This window comes from Corynebacterium sp. (assembly GCF_030532195.1).
Taxonomy (GTDB): Bacteria; Actinomycetota; Actinomycetes; order Mycobacteriales; family Mycobacteriaceae; genus Corynebacterium.
The window spans coordinates 190,218-209,955 of the sequence record NZ_JAUNLP010000003.1 but is presented as its reverse complement, the minus strand read 5'-3'; the positions used below and the strand labels follow the sequence as shown (position 1 = coordinate 209,955).

The following is a 19,738-nucleotide window of genomic DNA, read 5'->3' as shown; positions in this document are numbered from 1 at the left end:
AGGTAGGGTGGGAAATCATCCGAGAGAGGAGTCCCCGCGCACAATGTCCACTGAGCAGGTGCACTCTGAACAGGCGTCCATCGAACAGGCGCCCACTGAACAGGCAGAAACGCCGGGTCATGTCATGCCTTCTGCCCAGGCACAATGGCAAGGTTCGCTCTCGCAATTGACCATCACCGGCGCCACCCCGCCTGCAGTGGCTGATGAGGTCGTGCGCAAGCGCGCAGACGTTGTCGCTCGCTGGGCATCCGGTGGCGCAGGATTGTTCGCCGTGTTCGCCTTCTTTGTCTGGCTCAGTGTGTTGAGTCCGGGCAAAGACTTGGTCGTGTCGCTGCTCGGTGAAATCGGCGCGTGGGTAATCGGCTTGTGCGGCATGATCAGTGTCATCGGACTTGGTTTCTCGGTGTACAAGCTTCTGCAGGCCATGCGTGATCGCGCCACTTATGCCCGGCCACTGTTGAGTCGCACGGCCACTGAGATTCACACCATGCACATGTGGCCGGTGAAAAATATTCCCGGCCCCATCATGGCGTTGAAGGAAAGTGGTTCGGTCGCAGTCATGGGGCCAGGACGCATCTTTTGGTACTTAAGCTGCGTTTTGTGGCCAGTGGCAGTTGGCTGGTTTATTGCGGCGGATGTGGCGCGCACCTATTTCCAAGCTGGCATCATCACGGTGCTGGCCTTTGTCACCACTGCTCTTACCGCCCGCCTGCTCAGCCACATTCTTGCACCGGAGGAAGTTCACCGGCACATTCCCGTTGGTACTGGGCGCGAAAAAGTTGAGCCCGGTTTTTGGTCCAAGGGTTTTATTCCCAGCGAGAATGCAGACAAGTCGGAGGCCGCGGGCGCAGGTGCCGTCGACAAGCGGCTTTTTGAAGGCACGGCGGGTAATTTCGTCGACGATTTCTATAAGTAGTAGAGGCCTTCGCGAAGTCTGCGCTGCAAGTAGGTATTCTTTGGCCTTGTGGGAAAGAAATCTCGTAAGAAGAATAATCAGGCCCCAGAGGGCATGAGCCGTCGTCAGGCGAAGCTGGCTGCCCGCGCTGCTGAACGTGCTGCGCTGATGGGCAATCCGCGTCCATTCAAGGACTACGATGCCGAGGCTGATCTCGTGGCTGTCCGCGAGTTTGCGCCGGCAGTTGTCATTCCAGTCACTGTCGCTGGTGCTGAGCGCCCAATCAAGCTGTGCACCGTCCTGCCAGGTGGTGTCGCTGCGCTGACTCGCGCCGCTGACCAGGGAAACGAGGCTTTCGTCGCACTGCAGACGCAGGCGCGCACCAACGACGGTGCGGCGGATCTCGCCCGTGCGCTCACGTGGGCGCGCGACGCAGAGCCGGGTCAGCAGCTCGGTGCCGCCACCGATGGCGAGGTCGCACCGCTTACCGACGTCATGACCGCCGTGGATCTGGACAATATGGAGGTCCACCAGGACTTCGAGTGGTGGATCCCGGCAGGCATTCAGCGCACCCCGATGATTGAGCAGAACCTCCAGGTGGCCAACGGTGCGATTGTGCCGTCGTACCGCCTGGATGCGGACGTTGCGGGCGCTATCTGGTGGATTGATCCGGGCGAGCGCGCTCACATCCGCTGGGTCCGCCGCGAGGATGAAAAGCCGCTGCTGGATGCACTGGCTCGCGTGCACGCCGCCGATAACCTCTCCCTGGGTGAGGGCACGAAGTTCGCCGGTGTCTTCCGCACCGACGGCCTGCTGGTTCCGGTGTGGGACTTGGACAACACCAAGCCGTATGACCATTGGGTTGAGGCCGTGGAAGCAGCTGATAAACGCATCGCTGAGGCACTGGCCAGCAATGAGCCGCTGACGGCTGAGGAGCGTAAGTCCCGCGAGACCATCGTCTCGCGTCAGGTGACTATCCGAAACTAATCGGAACTGAAGCAGCTGAGGAGCCGAGGAGGCGCGCTCAGCCTCGTCGGCTACTTCAGTTCTTCAAATAGCGCCGGGGCTTGCTGCTCATCCCAGAGCAGGACATTGCCCGCATAACCGGTGTCCATGGCTCCGGAGGTGGGGACGGTAATCGAGTCCGCGCCAAAGAGCATGCGCACAAGCAGCCAGCTCAAGTGCCAGACATGGTCACCATCGCCGACAAACATCGCCTTTGTACCGGCAGAGGACAGGCGAATCCAGCGGTAGGGGTTCAGCCACACCGCTGGTGACTTCAGTCGTCCCATCAGCGCACCCATGAATTCGCGCTGGCGCTGCACGCGGTCGAGGTCACCCTGCGCGGTAGCGCGGGTACGCACATAGCCCAGGGCACTGGCACCGTCGAACTTCTGGCAACCGGCCTGAATGTTAATGCCCGCCAGTGGGTCATCAATGGGCTCTTCCGGACACATCTCAATGCCACCGACAGCATCGACGACACCGGCGAAACCACCGAAGCCAATCTCGGCGTAGTGGTCGATGTGGATACCGGTGTTTTTCTCCACGGTGTCAATGAGCAGCTGCGGGCCACCGAATGCGAACGCCGCATTAATCTTGTTTTGATCGTTGCCCGGAATCTCCACGAAGGAGTCACGCGGGATACTGACCAGCTTCGGCTTACCGAACAGCGGAACATGCGCAATCATGATTGTGTCGGTGCGCTGACCGAAATCGCCACTGCCAGTCGACAGCTTCGCAGCATCTTCTTCGGATAGTCCCGCGCGGGAGTCAGAGCCCACGAGCAACCAGTTGGACGCCATGGTGTTAGAGGGGCGATCCTCCAGGCCCGAGAACGCATCCACCCTGGTCAGGCGCACATCGACCAGTGCCATCATGGCAACGAGGAAGATGACAATGACCAGGATGATGGTCTTAAAACGCATCCGCGGCATACGGAAGTGAGGCATGCTGAAGCGCTTTTTGCCGCCACGGGCACCGATAGCCGCACCCGCGCCTCCGCCGGCAGCACCACCAGCGCCGGCCTGTGGCGCAGCAGGGTAGTACTGCTGGTTCTTGCCGTACGCACCATGCGAGGAGCCACGGAAATCCGCATCCGGGTTATAGCCGGGCGGGGGAAACCGTGGATCGTAATCAGCAGAGCCGCCGGACATCGCCCCCGGCCGCGGCTGAAGGCGAGTCTCATTCATCGGCTGCTGCCGACGCACCGGCTGCTCAGGACGCGCCGGGCGCTGAGGGCGCACAGGGTTCGGCGCTTGACGACGTTCCGGTTGTGGCTGTGGCCGACGCTGCGGTGCAGGCCGCGCCGCGTGGCGGGGTGCCGATGCCCGGGCGGAGTTATCCGGGCGCGGGGGAATGGGCCGTCGTGAAGCGTGAGACGAATCAGACCTGCGGGAGCGTGGCGGCTCCGACGACCGCTGATGTGAGCTCGAGCGTGCGCTATGCGAGTCATCAGTGCGACGGTAGATGGGACGGCCATAGCGGTCCTTCAGCGGACGACCATAGCGGTCGCGGGCGATGCGCGAGTCGTCGGAGTTGCCTTCCATAGCCATTAAGAATAGGAGACGACGGCACAGATAGAGAACCTATCCACCGCCACCGAATTGGGTGGTGCGGGCACTACCTGTTGCCATAAAGCGTGTTTATGCTGGAGATATGTCCGAAATGAGCCAGGAAAATCGCAGCGCAAAAGATGAGGCGGATGTCTTCATCAAGACTCGGCACGGTGTGCCCAGGGACTTCTTCGCCTGTGAAGCCGCAGGCCTGAACTGGTTGCGTGAGGGCCAGCAGCACGGTGGCGCCCGCGTTGTCCAGGTGTTGGGCGTGAGTGCGCAGGAACTACGCCTGCGACGCGTACATGCTGCGGCACCGGATGCGGAAGCGGCCTTTGAATTCGGCAAGGGTCTGGCCATTACGCACGAGATGGGAGCAGGCGGCTGGGGTGCTGGCCCCGATGGCTGGGAGGGAAGCGGCTACTTTGGGCCGTTGGACCAGCCGATGAAGATGGACCTGACTCCGCGGGAGAGCTTCGGCGAGTACTGGGCCAAGGGGCGGCTACTGCCGGCGCTGGCAAAGTTGGAGCGCACCTATAGTGACCGCCAGCTCGCAGTATTTGACCAGCTCATCGATAGATTATTGGCTGGTGACTTCGACACCGAGGACGCTCCCGCGCGGGTTCATGGCGACCTGTGGTGGGGAAATCTCATGTGGGACGTCGACGGCGCGGTGCTGATTGACCCAGCAGCCCACGGTGGACATCCGGAAGAGGATCTAGCGCTTCTGGCGCTGTTTGGGGCATCGCATTTCGACGAAATCCTGCGCGGCTACCAGTCGGTGCATCCCGTGCCTCACTTTGCGGAGCACTGCGAACTCCATCAGCTGTATGCGGTGCTCATGCATGCAGTTCTCTTCGGTGGCGGCTATGCCTCGCAGGCGTTTGGGGTTGCCCGCAAGTACGTGCAGTAGCGGCGCGGTAGATCCTAACTACGCGGGTTGAGCGCTGCGGCAATCTGCAGCAGCTCCGCCTCGCCGCAGCGTACCGCGCCGATGTTGACACTGGTCAACGGTGGATTCGCATGGTCATGCGCGGCTGTTGCCGGTGCTGGCAGCGGTACCGAGACAGGCGCCGAGACAGGCACTGACAGACTCGCCCAGCCGGTCAGATTCCACAGCGATAGCCACGGGGTCCAACGCGTCTGCTCATCAAAATCCTCGGACGACTCCAACTCCGAGAAGTACCCAATGCGCGGCGGATCAAAGGCCAGAGTCGGGGTAATGACAGCATCAACATCCCACCGTGACCGAATCATTGTGGGCAATGCCAGACGCTGATTATGCGTGCGCGCCGCATCCTCCGCGCGAATTCCCTGGCCAGAGGCGCGAATCCACTGCACCATTTCGGAATAGTCCGCCTGTGGCAGCTTCGCCGCCATGCGCGTAATCGTGCGTCGAAAGATCTCAAACGCATCTGGGCCCGCCGGATCATAGGGGGAGTCCACCTCGACGACGTCGTACCCAGCATCTGCCAATCGGTCCGCCGCCGCCCACGCACCAGCTGACCAACGCTTATCGACGTCCACCTCAGCATGAAAAGGGCTGGTGGTCACTCCAATGCGAAGGGGCCTCGATGCGCGGTCGGCCAGCCTGGTACTGCCGCTGGTGGCGCGGGGAAGCCCGGCGAGCAGGGCTGCGTCGTCAAGCGTGCGCGTCAGAAAAGCGGGTGTGGCCAGGTTGCCACTGGAGATATCGTGAGCCGGTTTGAGCCCAACCAGCCCACAGCACGCCGCGGGCACACGGATGGAGCCACCGCCGTCGGAGCCGAGTGCAGCCGGAACCACGCCAGTGGCAACGGCGACCGCACTGCCGCCGGAGGAGCCGCCGGGGGTAAGTGGCGTGTCGCCTTCTTCTTCGCTTGCACCGAAGTACGGGTTGTGTGGCGCAGTCAAACCAATCGGCTCCGTATAGGCCGTCATACCGACCTCGGAGGTGTGCGTGGTGGCGGTCAGGACGGCGCCGCGGGCGAGCAACTTGGTCACCGGCTTGGCGGTCTCAGCAGCGGTAAAGGTCAAGTTAGCAGATCCCATCGTGCACTCGACACCGTCGATGGGGAAGAGATCCTTTACTGCCACAGGCAGGCCGAATAGGTCGCGCGCACCACCACCAGCTGGGTGCGGAGCCTCGGTGGAGAGCTCATCTGCGCGGTCGACAGCACGCTGCGCCAGTGACGTGGCCACACCTGATGAGGCAGGGTCGGCGGCGGCATCGTCGGCACGCGTGGCGAATTCTTCGGTGATTTCCTTCAGCGAGATTGCGCCACTGTGTACGGCTTCGGTGAGGGCGCGGGCAGAAAACTCGGGAGGAAAGGTCATGCAATAAGTGTAGGAGGGCTCTAATCTGAGCATATGACGACGGTTACTTATCTGGGGCCCGCAGGCACGTTCACCGAGCAGGCGCTGTGGGACATGGCGCGCGCCGGGCATATTGATCCCGCTGGTGAATCCGCAGTTGAGCCCATCGCCGTGGATAGCCCCGCCGCCGCATTGGGAGCTGTTCGCCGCGGTGAGGCGGACTATGCCTGTGTGGCCATTGAAAGCAGTGTGGATGGGCCGGTGACACCGACCTTTGATGCGCTGACGGCCGGTCCGGAGCTCCAGGTGTTCCGGGAAACCGAGGTCGATGTGGTGTTTTCAATCCTGGTTCGCCCGGGTACCACGGCCGACCAGGTTCGCACTTTTACGACGCATCCAGTGGCGTATCCGCAGGTTAAACAGTGGGTGGATGCCAACCTTCCCGGAGTCGAGGTTCACCAGGCCAGCTCCAATGCGGCGGCCGCGCACAAGGTCGCCGAAGGAGTTCACGACGCCTGCGCCGCACCGGCCCGCGCCGGGGAACTGCTGGGGTTGGATGCGCTGGCCACCGAAGTCGCCGACGTGCGCGGTGCCCGCACCCGCTTCCTGCTGGTGGGGCGTCCCGGCGTGCCGACACCGCGGACCGGTGCCGATCGCACCTCGGTGTCCTTTACGCTGCCGAATCAGCCGGGCACCCTGATGCGGGCAATGAATGAGTTCGCCGTTCGTCAGATCAACCTGACCCGCATTGAATCGCGACCCACCCGCGAACTTTTCGGGCTCTACCGTTTCTTCATTGACTGCAACGGTCACGTCGATGACCCGCAGGTTTCCGCAGCTCTTGCATCTCTGCATGAATATGCCGAGGACCTGCGCTTCCTGGGGTCCTGGCCGGTCTCTGAGGCTGGCCGTCGCAGTGTGATGACCCCGCCACCAGACCTGTCTCAGTCAATTACATGGGTCGAAGGACTTAAGGAAGGACGAAGGTAAAAATGACACCCGCACCTGAAAATCCAGTCGGACAGCTGCCATTTCTCGACGACCGTCCCGACCGCCCCGAATCCGTCACACCGGTGGACTCGCAGCGCATCATCTTCATCCGCCACGGCCAGACGACGGGCAATATCAAGCGCCGCCTCGACACCGCGCTGCCGGGCGCGCCACTGACCGACCTCGGCGTGACGCAGGCGCGCAGCTTGGGACGCCTTTTGCTTCCCGACGTCCACAGAATCGGTGACATCGTCACATCCCATGCCCTGCGCGCACGCCAAACTGGCGCGGGCGCGGTTGCGGGACTGCACCACCATGGCGAGACCACCGTGCGCCTGCGCCATGAGGGTGGCCTCCACGAGATTCAGGCCGGTGACCTGGAGGGACGCAGTGACCGCGATGCGCACATGGAATACATGCGTGCCTTCTACCATTGGCTGCACGGCGAGATGGACTACCAGCTGCCTGGCGGTGAATCCGGCGCTGACCTGCTAGGTCGCTTCCTGCCGACGCTGAATCAGCTGTTGGAAAAGTCGGGCGCGGAAGGCTCTGAGTCCAAGCCGGACAGCAAACATGACATCGTAATCGTCAGCCATGGCGCGGCAATTCGCCTGGTGGGGCAGTACCTGACCGGGATGGACCCTGAATACGCACTGCGACACCGCATTGCGAACACCGAGCGCATTGAGTTGGTGCCAAGCGCTGCGAACGTCGGCAAGCATGCCGGTATCGAACCGGGCACGTGGGAAGTACGGCGCTGGGGCGAAAACGAGTTGCCCTAGGGGCGATTATGCGGGTGAGCAGCGCTTTATGGGCTGTTAACTGCGGCCCTCCTGGATTTGGCGGCGCTTTTCGGCGGCCAGGCGCAGACGCTCGGTGCGACGCTTGGATTCCTCTTCGTTGATTTCGTTGAGGAGCTCTTCATCGTCATCGTTGATTTTGAGGACCGCGCGGCCAATGAGGACGACACCGGTGGCAATAATGAATCCCACCCAGGCCCCGTCGAGCTCGGTAAAGATCATCAGCCCCATGCTGATGATGCAGATGACTGCTGCGACAGTGTCAATGATGTTGAGCTGGTGGCCCTTTTTTAAAAGGTTCTGCAGTTCTTGTTCGGGGCTGAGCCGCTGCGGGGACGGCGGCGTGTTTGGTGGAGTGTTCGGCGAGTTTTCCGATGAGACCTCGGCCGGTAAGTCGAAGAATAGTTTATCCAGTTCAGAACGAGTTTTTGCGGATGCGGCGGCTTCGGTGCGCTTACTGAATTCGTCGACATCCAAGTAGCCATCAGCGAAGTGATTGCCCAGGCGTTCCATGGCAGCGTTGCGCTGCCTATCACCGACCCTGATTTCCGGTTTTTCGCTTGAGGACTCGCTCATACGTTCAGGCTACAGCCTAGTTAGCGCGTGGGCGACAGAAACTTAGCCGTAGCCGAGACGGTCCAAATCCTCTTCCTCAAGACCGAAGTAATGCCCGATTTCATGCAGGAGAGTGACGCGGATCTGCTCGATGAGGTCCTGCTCATCCCGGCTGATGCGACAGAGCATGTCGCGATACAGGCTGATCTGGTCGGGTGGACCCCAATGGTTATTCGAACGCTCGGTCAGTGGCACGCCCTCGTAGAGTCCCAGCAGTGTTGGCTGGTCAACATTGTAGGGATGCACCTGGATGATGACCTGGTCTAACTGGTCCAAAAACTCCTGGGGGACACGGTCGATGGCTTCGTCGACAAGCTCGTCGAAGCGCTCCGGACTGACATATACCATCTGTGCTCTCGTTTGTATTTGTTTCTTACTGCCCTGCAACCGGTGCGTCTGGAGCTGCCGGATCAGCTGGAGCCGCAGAACCGCCCGCAGCATCAGCACCAGCACCAGCACCGGCACCGGCACCAGCGTTGGGGTCTGCCTGATCCTCACGCAGCGGATTGCGTGGCGGTGGTGCTACTGGCGGCTGACCATCGATGGTGAAGGACTCATTGGCATGGCCATTGAGAGTTGAAAAACCGCCCTGACCATTGTCCTTAATCAACCAGCAGTTCACATTGCGCGAGCCAGCGTCCAATGACTCCTGCGGCAGCGAGGTCCAAAATGGCATGAGCGTGGAGTTGTACAGGTTGTCATCGCCACCGAGATACTCCTGCGCGCGGAGAACACACTGCTCAGCCAGCACGTCGTTTTGCTCCTGATCAGTGGGAACATTGTCGCCGAAGTGATCGCGCAGGTTGATGATGCCCGTGGACTCCATCACGTGATCCTCCGTGCACGGCACCTGGTTGATCGCACCTTGTTCATCCACCGTGACGCAGCGCCCGGGTTCGAACACACGAGCCTGATCCTGCCCGGCTGCTGGGCCATTGATGTGTGTTGTCGCCCCGTTTTCATCGACGACCTGAATGCCGCACATCAGCGCGCGATCGCCCTTTTGCCACTGGCTGGGAGAAGGAATAATCGGGGCGGTGATGAAGCGCCCATGCGGGTCGTACTTTCCTTGGAGGTACTCAGTCACAGTGTCGCGGCACACTCCATTTTGCAGCGCAATGAGGTTGTCCTGCGTGGGGTACGCGGCCGTCTTGGAGTACTGACCGGGATGTTCTTCAAAGTCGGTCAGCTGCAGCTTCTTTGCCACCTCATAGGCATGTGGTTCGGCGCAGGGGACGACACGGAAGTCCGAGATATTAAGGTCCTCGGCCAAGTTCCAGTCCAGGCAATCTCCGCGCGCAGCATTGGTAAATGCCGCAGTCTCCTTATCAATGACAGTGGTCGATGTCGGCGACGACGCTGAGTTTTTCACAGAACCATGAGCGCCAGTGGCCCCTGCTGGCGCTTCGATAACCCCAGCCTGGAGCGCAAAAGCCATGCCCGCAGCTCCCACCAGCATTGCAGTTGAAAAAGCGCGCAACCCCCAGCTACCGCGCGAGCTACCGGAGCCGCTGCCGGAGCCGCCACCGGATTGGGTAGCGGTATCGGCAGCGGAATCGCGCCCCTGCTTCAGATTGTTCACAGCCATAGTGTCCCCATTGTGCACCGCAAACGAGCCTGCGGACAAGGCCACAAGACACGCCACGGCGATTAGCCGCGATACCGCCAAGTTTCGTACCCGCTTTCACGCACTACAATAGGCCGGTATTTGTAACCGAGTGAGGACACACACGTGTTTACATGGACTGCACTTCTCAGCCTGCTGGGCGTCCACATTATTGGGATGGCCTCACCAGGCCCTGACCTTTTTCTCGTGCTGCGTCTTGCCACCAAATCGCGCAAGCACGCACTGGCGGCCGTTGCTGGTATCAGCACAGGTGCCGCAATTTGGATTAGTCTCACCGTCTTCGGCTTCGCTGCCGCAATCACGGCAATCCCGTGGTTGATGGGCGCGATTCAGCTAGTCGGTGGCTGCTACCTGGTGTACATGGGCATAAGCATGGGTAAATCCGGCATCAATACCCTGTTGGAACTCCGCGCCGGCGCGACCCCGGCAATCGGTGCCGCGACACTGAAGTCTCCAAAAGCCACATTCCGACAGGGCTTCTTCACCAACATGTCCAACCCGAAGATTGTCCTGTTCCTGGCTGCCGTACTTTCTCAGTTCATCCCATCCGGTGCGCCGTGGTGGGTACTGCTGATTTATGCGCTGGCACTGATCATTGCTCAAGTCGCATTCTTCCTGATTATCGCAGTGGTGGTGTCGACGGATGCCGTCGTAAAGCGAATGGTGCTGGCAGGCCCGTGGATCGACACCGTCGCGGGCGCAATCTTCCTCGTGCTCGGTGCGCTGTTGATCGCCTCCGGTGCGGAGTTGATTCTCTAGCACGCCTTGTGCCTGCTTGCCGACGTAAACCAGGTACTCTAGGTGACGTGATTGATCTCAAGTTTCTCCGCGAAAACCCTGAAGTAGCCCGCGAGTCCCAGCGCACCCGTGGTGAGGACCCGGCATTGGTCGATCAGCTGCTCGAAGCTGACGCGAAGCGCCGTGAGGTTATTGCCTCCACCGACGCGCTGCGCTCGGAGCAGAAGGGCTTCGGCAAGAAGATCGGTCAGGCCTCCAAGGAAGAGCGTCCGGCGATGCTGGAAAAGGCCAAGGAGCTTTCCGACGCCGTGAAGGCGGCCGAAGCGGAGCAAAAGGAAGCAGAAGCTGAGGTCGAGCGCCTGCAGTACATGATTGGCAACATCGTCACCGGTGCACCTGCCGGCGGCGAGGATGACTTTGTGGTGCTGGAGGAAATCGGCGAGATTCCGAAGTTCGACTTCGAACCGAAGGATCACCTGGACCTCGGCGAATCGCTGGGTCTTATTGATATGGAGCGCGGCGTGAAGGTTTCCGGCTCCCGCTTCTACTTCCTGACCGGCTACGGCGCCATGCTGCAGTTGGCCATGATGAACCTGGCTGCTCAGAAAGCAATCCAGAATGGTTTCCAGCTGATGGTGCCGCCGGTTCTGGTTCGCCCGGAGACCATGGCGGGCACTGGCTTCCTCGGTGCCCACTCCGATGAGATTTACTACCTGCAGGAAGATGACCTCTACCTGGTCGGTACCTCGGAAGTAGCGCTGGCCGGCTACCACTCCAATGAGATTATTGACCTGTCGGAGGGGCCGCGTCGCTATGCGGGTTGGTCCTCCTGCTTCCGTCGTGAAGCGGGCTCGTACGGTAAGGACACCCGCGGCATTTTGCGCGTGCACCAGTTCGACAAGCTGGAGATGTTCTCCTACTGCCCGCCGGAACAGGCGGAGGAGGAGCACCAGAAGCTGCTGAATATGGAGCGCGAGATGCTCGCTGCCGTTGAGGTGCCGTACCGCATCATCGATGTCGCTGGTGGCGACCTGGGTGCTTCGGCGTCCCGCAAGTTCGATACTGAGGCCTGGGTGCCGACGCAGAACACCTACCGCGAGCTGACCTCGACTTCCAACTGCACCACCTTCCAGGCTCGTCGTTTGAAGACCCGCTACCGCGATGCCGACGGCAAGTCGCAGTACTGCGCCACCCTCAACGGCACGCTGGCCACCACGCGTTGGCTGGTTGCCATCCTGGAAAACCACCAGCAGGCCGATGGTTCCGTGGTGATTCCGGAGGCACTGCGCCCGTTCATGATGGGCAAGGAAGTTCTCGAGCCGGTTAAGTAGGCGGGTAGAGGCTTTCTCGCAGAAATTTGGCCGGATCCTCGTGGGGCCGGCTTTTTTCGTAGAAAGTGCGTAAGTTTATGGCAGTTTTGTGCCAATTTTCGGCGTGAAACTGCCCTAAAGGTAGTCACTTTCTGGGGCCGGGTGGCTCCGGACAGGCCGGCTGGGGGCCGACGGGGACTGGCAAATTTTCAATTCCCAAGACGCAGGCCAAGTAGCTGCGCTACAAAGTAGTTGGGGATTGAGCCAATAATTCGACAAGAGAACCGATGTAAAGAGGGCCGATAGCAGCAGCATGATTGAACCAGGAAAAACTTCCCTCGAAGTTGAATGCACATTCGGCCACAACAGCATTCTTGGTGAAATCACTGCGCATGTAGTGGGGGGGGAATTCGTAAGTATCACAGGCCCAAATGGGGCGGGAAAATCAACGTTAATCAGCACCATTGCAGGTGAGCTAGAGCCAATCGAAGGCACCGTGCGGGTAGCTTGCAAGGGCGAAGCTTCGCTGGTCGCCCCTTCAAGCCCGCAAGGTGCTGGCTGTGTGACCAGCATTTCTGATCCAGCATTTTTGCCGGATTTGACGCTCGGTGAGCACATTAGTCTGATTTCGCTGCGCACCGGCGTGGAAATGGACACGTTGCTGAGTCGGTTGGCACCATGGCACGTCACCGAGCTGCCCAATACTCTGCCCAGCCGACTTTCCAGTGGTCAGAAGCAGCGGGCAAACCTGGGAATTCAATTGGCGGTCGCAGCGCCGATTGTTGCGTTGGATGAGCCCGAGCGCCACCTCGACGCCGACTGGACGCGGCTGCTGTGCGCACAGCTTCGGCAGATGGCGCAGTCTGGATTCACCGTGATTGTCGCATCGCATTCGCCACGACTCATTGAAGAGGCAGACCGGGAGATTCGGTTGTGAGTTTCGCAGGCTTTACGACGGATTTACCGAGCGCCTACCAAATAGCAGGAATCGTCGGCATTGTTTTCCTACTGGCCATCATTGCAGAACGAATGGCCCCGCTGAGGTCCGTTGACCGTGACCGTTGGGAATGGGAGTATCGTCCAGCACAGCGATTTCCCAACATTGGCCGTGATGGTTGGCTCCAGGTGCTGGTGTTCACGGTATTTGGGTTCGGCATCGGCGGAGTTTTCCGGTATGTGCTGGGGGCTGCACGACCACGTCGTTTAGCAACGGTGCTCTCTAATGGCGTGACACAATCGATGACTCGTGTGACTCTGATGTTCTTTAATGCGGAGTTGGCATCGAATATTTATGCTGCTTCCTGGCTGCGGAATGCCAGGATTAAGGAGCGGCCGTTTGTGCACATTTCCTTGCCGGTGTTGATGCTGCGCAGGTTGGTGCGGCGTGGGTATATTCCGCTGCTATTTGTGGCGGTGGCGCTGGCGGAGTTTGCTGTTGCGCCGTTTATTGGAAAAGGCGGACGCACACTGGTTTTGCTTTGCTGGGCGGTGCTGGCCTCGGCGGTGTGGAGGGCTACCAGGCTTGAAGTGCCAGGTCAGCTGCCATGGCGAGTAGCATTCTTGAGCGTCGTGACCGTGCTTGGCATGGCCGCGCAATTCCTTCCGGGAATGCCGATGAGTCCCATGTATTCCATGCTGTGGGCGGCCGTGGCAATTGTTTATTGCGCGCTTGTTCGAGGAAAACCACGGGAAACTAATGGTTTTTCCTCGATTGAGATTGGTTTGGGAGCGCCATTGGAAATGGGCAAGCTGCGGTATTGGCTCTCTGGCGGCCTAGCTATTATTCCGGCCATTGCTTCGGAATTCATGGCGGTAGCGCAGATTCCGCCGGTTATGTAGGCGCTGCGGCTAAGTGACCCGTCTGGTCAGTAGGTTTAAGTGGCCGCGCCGTGACCGCGTCACAGGGCTGCAAATGTGAAACTGAGTAGTTGTGTGCACTTTTTGGTCTGATTTCGGCCGATTATGTACATACGCAGCCCGAGTTTGTGTGGTGAGGAGAGCTGAAAGAGGAAAGCAAGAGAGCGGAGCGAGTGGAGCAGCGGAGCATGCGACGGACAAAAAAGGGGCAACTGCCAAAATGACAGTCGCCCCTATGCGCAGTCGGCACTGTTTCGCCGAGTACGCCGAGTACACCGAGCGTTGCGTGCCGCGAGTGCGCTGAGGTACCTACAAACTACCTAGCTACGCACGCTCATTGAGCCAGGTGATGACCGTATTGATAGCCTCTTGCTGAGCCGGCTCATTGAAAACCTCGTGGAATTGGCCTTCGAACTCAACCAGCTTCTTGTCGCTGGAGGAAATGCCGTTGTAGAAATCCCTGGAGAAGAACGGCGGTACTAGTTCGTCATGGCCGCCCATCATGACCAAGGTAGGCTCCTTGAAGTCGACGGAGTTGACACCGTTGTAGGTAGCGGCGAATGCCAGCTGCTGAGCCATACCGAGCGACAGCTTGGGGTTGTTGTACGGATCGGTGTCGTACTCATCACGCACGGCCTGCGACGAAGAAGTCAGAGCACCCAGTGGGTTGCCGAGCTGAATCAGATCGCTGCCCGGCAGAGAAGGTGCACGCATTTCGGTGCGCTGCGGCACTTCCTTCAAAAGACGTGCGTTGAAGGTGGTCATCTCCTGGAATGGCAGGCGCTGGTACAGCGTCGGCTGTGCCTCACGCTGGACATCCGTCATCTTCTCCGGAGTGATGGTTTCGCCCTTTTCATTGCCGCCGTACGGGTTGAACAGGGCGCCGCCACCATTGGCGATGATGCCGTCGACAGAGCCTGGGTACTTAATGCCGTGGAAATCCACGGCAAGGCCGCCCATGGAGTGTCCGAGCAAGAAGGTCTTGGTGCTTGGATTTTCCGACTTAGCCTTCTCGACGAGCTGGTGCAGATCGTCGACAAGCGAGTGGAAATCATCGATGTGCCCGCGCGCGACCGGCGTGCCCTCTACCTGCCCCGAGTGGCCGTGACCGCGGTGATCGAGACGGTAGACGTTGTAGCCGGCGTTGAGCAGCTTGCCTGTCACCCACTCGTAGCGGCCCAGGTGCTCTGCAGCACCATGCACGACGACGACCGTGCCCTTGGCGTTCGGAATGGTGTTGGACTTCCAGTAAATAGGGGTGTCCTTGCCATCCGTCGAGGTCATGTAGCCGTCGTTGACAGTTACATGTCGGCCGTCATTGGTAGTGGTCGGTGCTGGGGTAGTAGGCAGTTCGACCATGGCAGTGGACTGTGGATCCGGGGTCGCTTCCAGTGGATTCTTGATGAAATCCAGGGGAGCAGCCGACGCTGCAGGAGCACCCAACGCAAGGGTGACGGTGGTTGCTAGGCCTGCGGTGAAAATTGACGCGCGACGCATTCTTGCTCTCTTCTCTTTTGCTCGTAGGAACGATTGACTATGCGCTCTGAAAACTGGAGCGACTTGGTACTTTGTTGCTCAGGATTACGCTGGTTTACTCAGGCTTCGGAGCCTCCTCGGCGTCCGGATCTTCGACCCAGCCGTAGGTGCGCTCGACAGCGCGGTTCCACTGGTGGAAGAGGCGGTCGCGCTCTTCGGCCTCCATCTTCGGACGCCACTTCTTGTCGATGGTGATGTGGGCCTTGACCTCGTCCAGGCTGGACCAGAAACCAACGCCCAGACCTGCGGCGTAGGCAGCGCCGAGGGCGGTGGTCTCGATATTGTTCGGGCGGGTGACCGTCACATCCAGGATGTCGGCCTGGAACTGCATGAGGAACTCATTCATGGTCATGCCACCGTCGACGCTCAGCGAGGTCATCTCAGTGCCGGATTCGGCCACCATGGCATCGAGTACCTCACGAGTCTGGTAAGCAGCTGCCTCGAGAACTGCGCGGGCGATATGGTTGCGGTTGGCAAAGCGCGTCAGGCCGACGATGACGCCGCGGGCATCCGGCTGCCAACGCGGCGCAAACAAGCCGGAGAATGCCGGAACAATGTAGACGCCGCCGTTGTCCTTAACGCTCTTGGCCTTGTTCTCGATGGATGCTGCGTTTGGAATCATCTGCAGCTCATCGCGCAGCCACTGAACCAGTGCGCCACCCATGGAGACAGAGCCCTCGAGAGCGTAGACCGGCTTTTCATCCTTGACCTGGTAGCAAACGGTGGAAATCAGGCCGTGGTCGGACCACTTTGCGGTCTCACCGGTATTCATCAGCATGAACAGACCAGTGCCGTAGGTGTTCTTGGTGTCGCCCTCTTCGAAGCAACCCTGACCGAACATGGCGGCCTGCTGATCGCCGAGGATGCCGGTAATCGGCACCCCCGCCAGAGCATCGCGGGCGCGTACATGCCCGAAATCGCCTACCGACGGTCGAATCTCCGGCAGCATCGACATCGGAATGCCGATCTCTCGACAAATGTCCTCGTCCCACTCGAGAGTGTCGAGGTCCATCAGGAGAGTACGGGACGCATTGGTGACATCGGTTGCGTGGACGGCAGCTTCACCGTTGTCGCCTTCTGCGCCACCGGTGAGGTTCCACAGCAGCCAGGTATCGATGGTGCCGAAGAGCAGGTCGCCGGCCTCAGCCTTTTCGCGAGCACCCTCAACGTTGTCCAGAATCCAGCGGGCCTTCGGCGCTGCTGGGTAGGAGTTGATACGCAGGCCAGTGGTTTCGCGCCAGCGGTCCGCGCCCTCATCTCCCATGAGTTCCTTGCAGATGGTGTTGGTGCGAGTGTCCTGCCAGACGATGGCGTTGTAAATCGGATCGCCGGTGTTCTTGTCCCAGACGACAGTGGTTTCTCGCTGGTTGGTGATACCAATTGCTTCGATGTCCTGCGAGGAGATGTCAACGTCGGCCAGCGCCTCGCTGACGACGCGCCGAGTGTTGGTCCAAATCTCCTGCGGGTCGTGCTCTACCCAGCCCTCCTCTGGGAAAATCTGCTTGTGCTCCATCTGAGCAACCGTGACAATCTCTGCGTCGTGGTTGAAGATGATGCAGCGGGTGGAGGTTGTGCCCTGGTCAATAGCGAGGACGTATTTGCTGTGCAACATGGGGGGATACTCCTAGCGAAATTATGTAGATGTGACTTCAGAGATATGCACTTATCAAATGTGCGTTAACTCTCATATTCCATTTATCCGATTACAAAGGCAAGGGCGCCTGCTGCCACGGCTGCGAGCATCGGGGCGACAACGGGTACCCAGGCGTAGGACCAATTGGCGTCTCCCTTGCCCTTAATTGGAAGTACAAATGCGTAGGCCAGACGTGGGCCGAGGTCACGAACCGGGTTGATGGCGTAACCGGTTGGGGAACCGAGCGACAGGCCGATTGAAACGATGATGAACGAGACACCGAAGTAGGTCAGCGGACCAAGCTCGCCGCCGGCTGGGCCGAACAGGATGAAGGCCAGCAGTACGAATGTTGCGATGAACTCGGTGACACAGTTCCAGAAGTTATTGGGGTGGGTTGGCGCGGTGAAGAAGCTGCCGCCGGTGTCGGCATTGGCATTGGTTGGGTTGCCGTTGTCATCGACTCCGTTAGCGTCAAAGAGCTGCTTGAACGAGGCCCATGCGAGAATCGCGCCGATGAAAGCGCCGAGCAGCTGGCCGACGATGTAGAAAGGCACCAAGTTCCAGCTCAGGCTGCCTGCAACTGCCAGTGCGACGGTGACAGCGGGGTTGAGGTGACCGCCACTGACGTCGGCGATGGAGGCACCGGCGAAAACGGCCAAACCCCAGCCGAATGCAATGCCCATCCAACCAGCGTTGGCGGCGCGGCTGGTCCGAAGATTGATAGCGGCACAGACACCGTTACCGAGCAGAATCAGGATTGCGGTTCCGAAAAATTCCCAGAAGAATGCCTGGGATCCTGTGATCGTCTCCATGGATTAGAAACTTTCTCTTGCTCGTGGCCACGCGCGACCACGATGGTTTTCTTCAACGTAAAAACACTCCGCGTAAAAGCCGGGTAAAAACCGAGCAAAAGCACTCCGGGTAAAAGAAATGCCGGCGAGAATTGCTTTTCGCCGGCACTCTTATTTTTGACCCATCAGCTCATTGGGAACCATGAGCTGCCTTTTAAAGCTTTTTAAAGAGACCTATTACGTTGTGTCTACAGCGTTAGTGGCCATTGGGAACGTGCTCGTTAGAAGAACCTAACCCCATGACCACCGAGGTGGTAGGGAGTACCAACTAGCGGTCGAGGCTGGTGTCGACGTCCGCACGAGTCTCCACTGCGTGTGCAGCAATCTCGTTAGCGGCCTTGTCGGTCAGCTCATGCTCGGCTGCCAGGGTTGCTTCAACGCGCTCGATGAAGACCTTGATTTCCTTCTCCATGGTCTCCTTGTCCCAGCCCAGGACTGGGGCAACCAGCTCTGCGACAGCGCGTGCGCTGTCGACACCGCGGTGTGCGTACTCCATAGAGACGCGCAGGCGGCGCTCCAGAATGTCATCCAGGTGCAGGGCACCTTCGTGGGTGACCGCGTAGAGAACCTCAGCGCGTAGGTACTGCTCAGCGGCCTCCAGTGGTTCAAGCAGAGACTTGTCCTCAGCGGCCGGAGCTAGCACCTCGTAGATGAGGGAACCGTAGCGGTTGAGCAGGTGCTCAACCTGCTTTTCGGTGATACCGAACTGCTTAGCCAGCTGCGGCTTCTGGTTGTTCAGTGCGTGGTAACCATCGGCACCGAGCAGCGGGACATCAGCAGTGACGGACTCCGGTACCTTGCGCGGAATGTCCTGAACAGCAGCGTCAATGGTGTCAGCACCGATGACGCGGTAGGTGGTGTACTTACCACCTGCGACAGAGACCATGCCCGGAGCAACGTGTGCAACGGCGTGGTTACGGGAGAGGTTGGTGGTGGAGTCGGAGTTGCCTTCCACCAGTGGACGCAGACCCGAGTAGACACCGACGATGTCGTCGTAAGTGATTGGGCGGCGGACCTTGGCGTTGACGTGATCGAGGATGTAGTCGATATCAGCGCGGGTTGCGGCTGGATTGGCCAGGTTCATGGTCCAGTCGGTGTCGGTGGTGCCGATGATCCAGTACTCACCCCACGGGATGACGAACAGGACGGACTTCTCAGTCACGAAGGTCATTGCCACCGAGCCCTCGAGAGCGGACTTCGGGATGACGATATGGACGCCCTTGGAGGTGTGGACGCGGAACTTACCGGTGACACCTGCCAGCTTCTCAATCTCATCGGACCAAATGCCGGTGGCGTTGACGAAGACGCTGCCGTGAATAGTAGTGGTAGCGCCGGTATCGGTGTCGAGCAGTTTGGCGCCGACGATGCGCTCGCCTTCCTTCTCGAAGTCAACGACTTGGGTGGAAGTACGGACATCTGCACCGAAGTGAGCAGCCGTACGCAGGACGGTCATGGTGTGACGGGCATCGTCAACCAGGGTGTCGTAGTAGCGAACACCGCCGACGACGGCATCCTGCTTCAGGCCCGGAGCCTGCTTCAGGGTGCCCTTGCGGGAGTAGTGCTTCTGCATTGGAACCTGCTTGGCGCCACCCATGACGTCGTAAAGGAAGAAGCCCGAAGCCATGAATGGGCGCTCCCAGATGCGGTGGGTCAGCGGGAATACGAAGCGCAGCGGCTTGACCAGGTGCGGAGCCAGGTGGGACATCGACAGTTCGCGCTCGCGCAGGGACTCTGCGACAAGGCGGAAGTCCAGCATCTGCAGGTAGCGCAGGCCGCCGTGGAACATCTTGGAGGAGCGGCTGGAAGTACCGCCGGCGAAGTCACGGGTTTCAATAACGGCTGTCTTCAAACCGCGGGTAGCGGCATCAAGTGCAGCGCCAGCGCCAACGGAACCGCCGCCGATGATGACGACGTCGTACTGCTCGGTGCCGAACTTTTCCCAGGTTTTTGCGTGCTGTTCTTTATTCAGAACTGCGGAGGGGGCGAGAGATGAAGAGGACGACATTTTCCAATCCTTCCCGATGGGGGTGTTGATC

The 19,738-nt window shown here is 59.8% G+C and carries 18 protein-coding genes; 9 read left to right on the top strand and 9 right to left on the bottom strand.

From position 1 onward, the window contains the following. Positions 1 to 43 precede the first annotated feature (43 nt). Complete coding sequence (locus tag Q4E11_RS05285; protein WP_303164218.1) at positions 44 to 916, top strand: hypothetical protein; 873 nt, start codon at positions 44 to 46, stop codon at positions 914 to 916. Positions 917 to 964: 48 nt separating this feature from the next. Next, a complete protein-coding gene (locus Q4E11_RS05280) occupies positions 965 to 1,882 on the top strand; it encodes a DUF5926 family protein (RefSeq protein ID WP_303164217.1) in 918 nt (305 codons plus the stop codon). Between the two features lie 50 nt (positions 1,883 to 1,932). Here Q4E11_RS05280 and Q4E11_RS05275 read toward each other — a convergent pair whose 3' ends face one another. Next, the gene (locus Q4E11_RS05275) at positions 1,933 to 3,444 is read right to left on the bottom strand and encodes an LCP family protein (RefSeq protein WP_303164216.1); all 1,512 of its coding nucleotides are present in this window, start codon (positions 3,442 to 3,444) and stop codon (positions 1,933 to 1,935) included. 85 nt (positions 3,445 to 3,529) lie between these two features. Between Q4E11_RS05275 and Q4E11_RS05270 the strand changes: the two genes are divergently transcribed. Continuing rightward, complete coding sequence (locus Q4E11_RS05270) at positions 3,530 to 4,363, top strand: fructosamine kinase family protein (RefSeq protein WP_303164256.1); 834 nt, start codon at positions 3,530 to 3,532, stop codon at positions 4,361 to 4,363. Positions 4,364 to 4,377: 14 nt separating this feature from the next. On the opposite strand, the gene Q4E11_RS05265 is transcribed toward Q4E11_RS05270, so the two are convergent. Further along, positions 4,378 to 5,766: an amidase gene (locus Q4E11_RS05265; protein ID WP_303164215.1), complete on the bottom strand. Its 1,389-nt coding sequence runs from the start codon at positions 5,764 to 5,766 to the stop codon at positions 4,378 to 4,380. A 33-nt stretch (positions 5,767 to 5,799) separates the two neighbouring features. On the opposite strand from Q4E11_RS05265, the gene pheA reads away from it, so the two are divergent. Together pheA and Q4E11_RS05255 are read left to right on the top strand one after the other, a co-directional pair. Continuing rightward, a complete protein-coding gene (gene pheA, locus Q4E11_RS05260) occupies positions 5,800 to 6,735 on the top strand; it encodes a prephenate dehydratase (protein ID WP_303164214.1) in 936 nt (311 codons plus the stop codon). A gap of 2 nt (positions 6,736 to 6,737) precedes the next feature. After that, positions 6,738 to 7,517 (top strand): histidine phosphatase family protein, encoded by a 780-nt coding sequence (locus Q4E11_RS05255; protein WP_303164213.1) that lies wholly within the window; start codon positions 6,738 to 6,740, stop codon positions 7,515 to 7,517. A gap of 36 nt (positions 7,518 to 7,553) precedes the next feature. Here Q4E11_RS05255 and Q4E11_RS05250 read toward each other — a convergent pair whose 3' ends face one another. The 3 genes from Q4E11_RS05250 to Q4E11_RS05240 are packed head-to-tail and all read right to left on the bottom strand — an operon-like array spanning position 7,554 to position 9,738. Continuing rightward, complete coding sequence (locus tag Q4E11_RS05250; protein WP_303164212.1) at positions 7,554 to 8,111, bottom strand: DUF1707 domain-containing protein; 558 nt, start codon at positions 8,109 to 8,111, stop codon at positions 7,554 to 7,556. 42 nt (positions 8,112 to 8,153) lie between these two features. Further along, positions 8,154 to 8,498 carry a metallopeptidase family protein gene (locus tag Q4E11_RS05245; RefSeq protein ID WP_303164211.1) on the bottom strand — a complete coding sequence of 115 codons (345 nt, stop codon included), beginning with the start codon at positions 8,496 to 8,498 and terminating at the stop codon, positions 8,154 to 8,156. Positions 8,499 to 8,523: 25 nt separating this feature from the next. Beyond that, positions 8,524 to 9,738, bottom strand: a complete 1,215-nt coding sequence (locus tag Q4E11_RS05240) for a septum formation family protein (RefSeq protein WP_303164210.1) — start codon at positions 9,736 to 9,738, stop codon at positions 8,524 to 8,526. A gap of 144 nt (positions 9,739 to 9,882) precedes the next feature. Between Q4E11_RS05240 and Q4E11_RS05235 the strand changes: the two genes are divergently transcribed. The 4 genes from Q4E11_RS05235 to Q4E11_RS05220 all read left to right on the top strand — a co-directional run bounded on the left by Q4E11_RS05235 (position 9,883) and on the right by Q4E11_RS05220 (position 13,664). Next, positions 9,883 to 10,536 carry a LysE family transporter gene (locus Q4E11_RS05235; RefSeq protein ID WP_303164209.1) on the top strand — a complete coding sequence of 218 codons (654 nt, stop codon included), beginning with the start codon at positions 9,883 to 9,885 and terminating at the stop codon, positions 10,534 to 10,536. Between the two features lie 47 nt (positions 10,537 to 10,583). After that, positions 10,584 to 11,846, top strand: a complete 1,263-nt coding sequence (gene serS / locus Q4E11_RS05230) for a serine--tRNA ligase (RefSeq protein WP_303164208.1) — start codon at positions 10,584 to 10,586, stop codon at positions 11,844 to 11,846. A gap of 292 nt (positions 11,847 to 12,138) precedes the next feature. Beyond that, the gene (locus tag Q4E11_RS05225; protein WP_303164206.1) at positions 12,139 to 12,762 is read left to right on the top strand and encodes an ATP-binding cassette domain-containing protein; all 624 of its coding nucleotides are present in this window, start codon (positions 12,139 to 12,141) and stop codon (positions 12,760 to 12,762) included. Then, positions 12,759 to 13,664 carry a hypothetical protein gene (locus Q4E11_RS05220; protein ID WP_303164205.1) on the top strand — a complete coding sequence of 302 codons (906 nt, stop codon included), beginning with the start codon at positions 12,759 to 12,761 and terminating at the stop codon, positions 13,662 to 13,664. The genes Q4E11_RS05225 and Q4E11_RS05220 overlap by 4 nt, the downstream gene beginning before the upstream one ends. Before the next feature lie 342 nt (positions 13,665 to 14,006). Here Q4E11_RS05220 and Q4E11_RS05215 read toward each other — a convergent pair whose 3' ends face one another. The 4 genes from Q4E11_RS05215 to Q4E11_RS05200 form a co-directional block, all read right to left on the bottom strand. Continuing rightward, positions 14,007 to 15,179, bottom strand: coding sequence for an alpha/beta hydrolase (locus Q4E11_RS05215; RefSeq protein ID WP_303164204.1), 1,173 nt, complete (start codon positions 15,177 to 15,179; stop codon positions 14,007 to 14,009). Positions 15,180 to 15,273: 94 nt separating this feature from the next. Beyond that, positions 15,274 to 16,830, bottom strand: a complete 1,557-nt coding sequence (glpK, locus tag Q4E11_RS05210; protein ID WP_303164203.1) for a glycerol kinase GlpK — start codon at positions 16,828 to 16,830, stop codon at positions 15,274 to 15,276. A gap of 83 nt (positions 16,831 to 16,913) precedes the next feature. Continuing rightward, positions 16,914 to 17,654, bottom strand: coding sequence for an MIP/aquaporin family protein (locus Q4E11_RS05205; RefSeq protein WP_303164255.1), 741 nt, complete (start codon positions 17,652 to 17,654; stop codon positions 16,914 to 16,916). Between the two features lie 316 nt (positions 17,655 to 17,970). Beyond that, entirely contained in the window at positions 17,971 to 19,707 is a 1,737-nt protein-coding gene (locus Q4E11_RS05200; RefSeq protein ID WP_303164202.1) for a glycerol-3-phosphate dehydrogenase/oxidase, read from the bottom strand. Positions 19,708 to 19,738: the final 31 nt, after the last annotated feature.

Coding starts and splice junctions, on each gene's coding strand:
- Q4E11_RS05285 (WP_303164218.1), top strand. CDS start 44: ATGTCCACTGAGCAGGTGCACTCTGAACAGGCGTCCATCGAACAGGCG.
- Q4E11_RS05275 (WP_303164216.1), bottom strand. CDS start 3,444: ATGGAAGGCAACTCCGACGACTCGCGCATCGCCCGCGACCGCTATGGT.
- Q4E11_RS05265 (WP_303164215.1), bottom strand. CDS start 5,766: ATGACCTTTCCTCCCGAGTTTTCTGCCCGCGCCCTCACCGAAGCCGTA.
- pheA (WP_303164214.1), top strand. CDS start 5,800: ATGACGACGGTTACTTATCTGGGGCCCGCAGGCACGTTCACCGAGCAG.
- Q4E11_RS05255 (WP_303164213.1), top strand. CDS start 6,738: ATGACACCCGCACCTGAAAATCCAGTCGGACAGCTGCCATTTCTCGAC.
- Q4E11_RS05250 (WP_303164212.1), bottom strand. CDS start 8,111: ATGAGCGAGTCCTCAAGCGAAAAACCGGAAATCAGGGTCGGTGATAGG.
- Q4E11_RS05245 (WP_303164211.1), bottom strand. CDS start 8,498: ATGGTATATGTCAGTCCGGAGCGCTTCGACGAGCTTGTCGACGAAGCC.
- Q4E11_RS05240 (WP_303164210.1), bottom strand. CDS start 9,738: ATGGCTGTGAACAATCTGAAGCAGGGGCGCGATTCCGCTGCCGATACC.
- Q4E11_RS05225 (WP_303164206.1), top strand. CDS start 12,139: ATGATTGAACCAGGAAAAACTTCCCTCGAAGTTGAATGCACATTCGGC.
- Q4E11_RS05215 (WP_303164204.1), bottom strand. CDS start 15,179: ATGCGTCGCGCGTCAATTTTCACCGCAGGCCTAGCAACCACCGTCACC.
- glpK (WP_303164203.1), bottom strand. CDS start 16,830: ATGTTGCACAGCAAATACGTCCTCGCTATTGACCAGGGCACAACCTCC.
- Q4E11_RS05200 (WP_303164202.1), bottom strand. CDS start 19,707: ATGTCGTCCTCTTCATCTCTCGCCCCCTCCGCAGTTCTGAATAAAGAA.